We start from the raw sequence: 3,254 nt of genomic DNA on the forward strand, positions 1-3,254 counted from the left end.
CGTACTGCAGTAAAACCTGGCGGCTTTTCTCCACCTGTCTCATGACATCTTCGTAACCGGCCATTGTCTTGACACTATGCAGGGCGTCCCGGTCATGCTCCAGGAGTTTGATGGCAAGCCAGCGGCGCAAGAATTCTTTTCTCTCTCCTTTGGCCTGGGCCATCCCCAGGTCGGGGGGAAGGACGGACTGGATCAAACTGATCTGTTCTTCAATGGTACCTGGATATCGCATGGGCTTTTCCGTTAAGCCGCTCCTGCCCTCTGCTGTCGAAACTGCAGCCTCCAATAGTTCCCTGGTTCCCTGGTTCTTCGTGCCAATCACCGGGATTACCGGGACTCCCAGCAACTGGGCCAGGAGCTGGCAGTCGTAGCTGATTCCCTGGGCATTGGCCATATCCATCATGTTCAGGGCAATAACGAGGGGGAGTCCCAGTTCTTTCAACTGGGCGGTGAGATTCAGGTTCCTCTCGGCATTGGAGGCGTCCACCACATGGATTACAACATCAATTTCTTCTTCCAGCAGGACTTTACGGGCTATTACCTCCTCGGGAGAATACGAGGTAAGACTGTAGGTGCCGGGTAAATCGATGACATTAATCTCCACCTCACCGTGGTACGCCTTCCCTTCCTTCTTTTCCACCGTTACCCCTGGATAATTGCCCACGTGTTGCCTGGTGCCCGTCAGGTTGTTGAAGATGGTTGTTTTGCCTGCATTAGGGTTTCCGGCTAAAGCCACCGTCAGTTTTTTCTTCATCGCTTCTCATCTTCTCCTTCCGCAGTGATTTCTACCATTCCCGCTTCTTCTCTTTTATTCATAATTCATACCTGAACCTGCTTCACTTTTTTATCGTTATTTGCACTGCAGGAATAACTTCCGCCGCACCCGCTGCACGTTGCACAATCATCTTTCTTCTCGACACTCCTGCGGAAATGACGGATCAAACCCCAGATGGCCAACCCACAAATCAGCAGGACGATGATTTTTTCCATTACCCTATCACCCCTTAGTTCTCGCGCTTTTGTTACGCTGCTTTTCATGCTTTGGTGCGCAGGTTTTTGTTAGGTCGTCCTAACTTTTTCCCGAAAAAATAAGTGCTATAATCTTCGGTATGTTATACTCTACTAATATTCAGAGTTGTTAGGTTTGCCTAACTATCTGCTTATAAAATAGAACAATTTGCCTTCAATGTCAAGTGAAATTTTTCAATTATGTGTTTGTTCTGTGAAAATGTCACCCTGAAATATTTCTGAGAAAATGTCACCTTGGTTAGAATGGAAGGATGATATTAACAATGACACAGAACGAACGAAACAAGCTTTACATTGCCCGTTGCTTACTTGACGGGAAAATGACTATCAGTGAGGCTGCTGAGACTTTAGGCCTAAGCGAACGCCAGGTAAAACGCCTTAAGAAGGGGGTTAAAGAATATGGCGAGGCGTTCGTAATCCATAAGAATAGGGGCCGAAAACCTCCACATGCTCTCTCTGATGAAATTAAGAATTTAGTAGTTGAGAAGAAGAACTTAGAAAAGTATTCGAGAGCCAATTTCTCGCATTTTCAAGAGTTACTTGAAGAATATGAGTCTATTAGTCTTAGTAAACCCTCAATCTATCGAATACTTGTTTCAAACGGAATTACAAGCCCGAAGAAACATACTAAGATAAAGCTCCATAAACGCAGGAAAAGAAAGCCTCGAAGAGGGATGCTGGTAATAGTTGATGCTAGCCCTCACGCCTGGTTTTTTAACAATGAAGAATGCTCGCTTCATGGGGCCGTTGATGATGCAACAGGAGAAATATTGGCTTTGTTTTTCGCTCCTAACGAGTGCCTTGAAGGCTATTTCCGAATTATGAAGACTGTAATCTCCAATAACGGTGTGCCACTGGCCGTATATGCCGACCGTCATACGATCTTTCGTTCTCCCAAGACTGATAAATTATCGCTAGAAGATGAATTAAGTGGCAAGAGAGTAAAAGCTACTCAATTCGGCAGGGCCATGAGTGAACTAGGTATTAACCTTATCTGGGCCAAAACAGCTCAAGCAAAGGGACGTATTGAAAGGCTATGGGAGACTTTGCAAAGCAGGCTTCCCGTTGAATTAAATATTGCCGGTATTACCACTATTGAGGAAGCTAATGCCTTTTTAGCTGCCTTTATTAGCAAGTACAATGAAAAGTTCGCTGTTGAGCCCAGAGAACCCCAGTCCGCTTTCCATAATCTTGACGATAATATTAACCTCGACCACATCTTATGCATCAAAGAAACAAGACAGGTTGACCACGGGTCTGCGTTTTCTTACGGAAGTGTTTATTACAGGGTTATTCGCAACGGTAAACCGATGCCGATAATTCCTAAGGTTAAAATCACCGTGTTAAAAAGCCCTCAGTTCGGCTTAAAGGTGCAATACAGTGGCTCAATCTATGATGTTGAGGTAGTGGAACAGTTGCCGGTAAAAGAAACAGCTCCTAAACAGCCAAAGAAACCGCGTATACCTATTAAGCCCGCAGAAAACCACCCCTGGCGCACCAAAACTATCGCATTTCCCACGACCATATACGACGAATCAGACCGGGAAATTCTTGATGCTCTGTACAGTTCCAGACTTGCCTGGAGATAAAATTTTGTGTATATGATTTCTCCTATGATTTGGTAACACTAGTAAACGGCTCTTGTCTTTCGAAAGGATAGGGCAATGCTGGAGAGCAACCCGAGCAGTCGAAAGATTTCTGCCGGGGATAGAGAGGTGGCCCTTTATCGTCACCTCTACACCCCATCTAGAGCTATTTCAGGCGCCAGACCAATATTCTTGTTCCCGGGTCCAAGTAACTGGATAAGGGAATCAGGACTTTCGCAATGAAGAAATGGAGGAAACAGTGATGATACTGACCAAGAAACAGTTAAAAATAATTTTGGAAAACATGAGAATATCAATCCCTGCTAACCTTGAAAAAGAATTGTTGGTTCAGTATGGAAACTTGGAAACTGATGATGAAGGACATGTGCATGAGTATACAGAACAGGACATTTGTGAGCAGTTGGAGAAAAAACTACGGCCATATGGAGTTACACATCTAACCTATCCCTGGGAGAACCCAGCGTTAAACTCCGGGGGTTCGGGGGCAGAGCCCCCGAGGCAACCTACATCCTATCAGTGAAAAATGTAATCTGTAATAAATTTACTTGAATAGAGGGGTGACATTTTCTCAGAATAAATCACCCTCTTTTTAGGTGACATTTTCATAGAACATTGACA

4 protein-coding genes are annotated in these 3,254 nt (G+C 44.8%); 2 read left to right on the forward strand and 2 right to left on the reverse strand.

Going from position 1 to position 3,254, the window contains the following annotated elements; genetic code table 11:
• Nucleotides 1-754, reverse strand: a 754-nt coding sequence (locus tag HPY90_RS15550) for a FeoB small GTPase domain-containing protein (RefSeq protein WP_287195840.1), incomplete at its 3' end; no start/stop codon positions are given.
• Nucleotides 755-819: 65 nt separating this feature from the next.
• Entirely contained in the window at nt 820-990 is a 171-nt protein-coding gene (locus HPY90_RS15555; protein WP_287195842.1) for a hypothetical protein, read from the reverse strand.
• Between the two features lie 302 nt (nt 991-1,292).
• Between HPY90_RS15555 and HPY90_RS15560 the strand changes: the two genes are divergently transcribed.
• Nucleotides 1,293-2,618, forward strand: a complete 1,326-nt coding sequence (locus tag HPY90_RS15560) for an ISNCY family transposase (RefSeq protein WP_287195844.1) — start codon at nt 1,293-1,295, stop codon at nt 2,616-2,618.
• Between the two features lie 259 nt (nt 2,619-2,877).
• Nucleotides 2,878-3,156, forward strand: a complete 279-nt coding sequence (locus HPY90_RS15565) for a hypothetical protein (protein WP_287195846.1) — start codon at nt 2,878-2,880, stop codon at nt 3,154-3,156.
• Nucleotides 3,157-3,254: the final 98 nt, after the last annotated feature.

Origin of the sequence: Syntrophothermus sp. (assembly GCF_013314835.1) — a bacterium.
GTDB lineage: Bacteria > Bacillota > Syntrophomonadia > Syntrophomonadales > Syntrophothermaceae > Syntrophothermus > Syntrophothermus lipocalidus.

Bases quoted from the DNA above. Each gene is read 5' to 3' on its own strand.
- HPY90_RS15555 (WP_287195842.1), bottom strand. From the start codon at position 990: ATGGAAAAAATCATCGTCCTGCTGATTTGTGGGTTGGCCATCTGGGGT.
- HPY90_RS15560 (WP_287195844.1), top strand. From the start codon at position 1,293: ATGACACAGAACGAACGAAACAAGCTTTACATTGCCCGTTGCTTACTT.
- HPY90_RS15565 (WP_287195846.1), top strand. From the start codon at position 2,878: ATGATACTGACCAAGAAACAGTTAAAAATAATTTTGGAAAACATGAGA.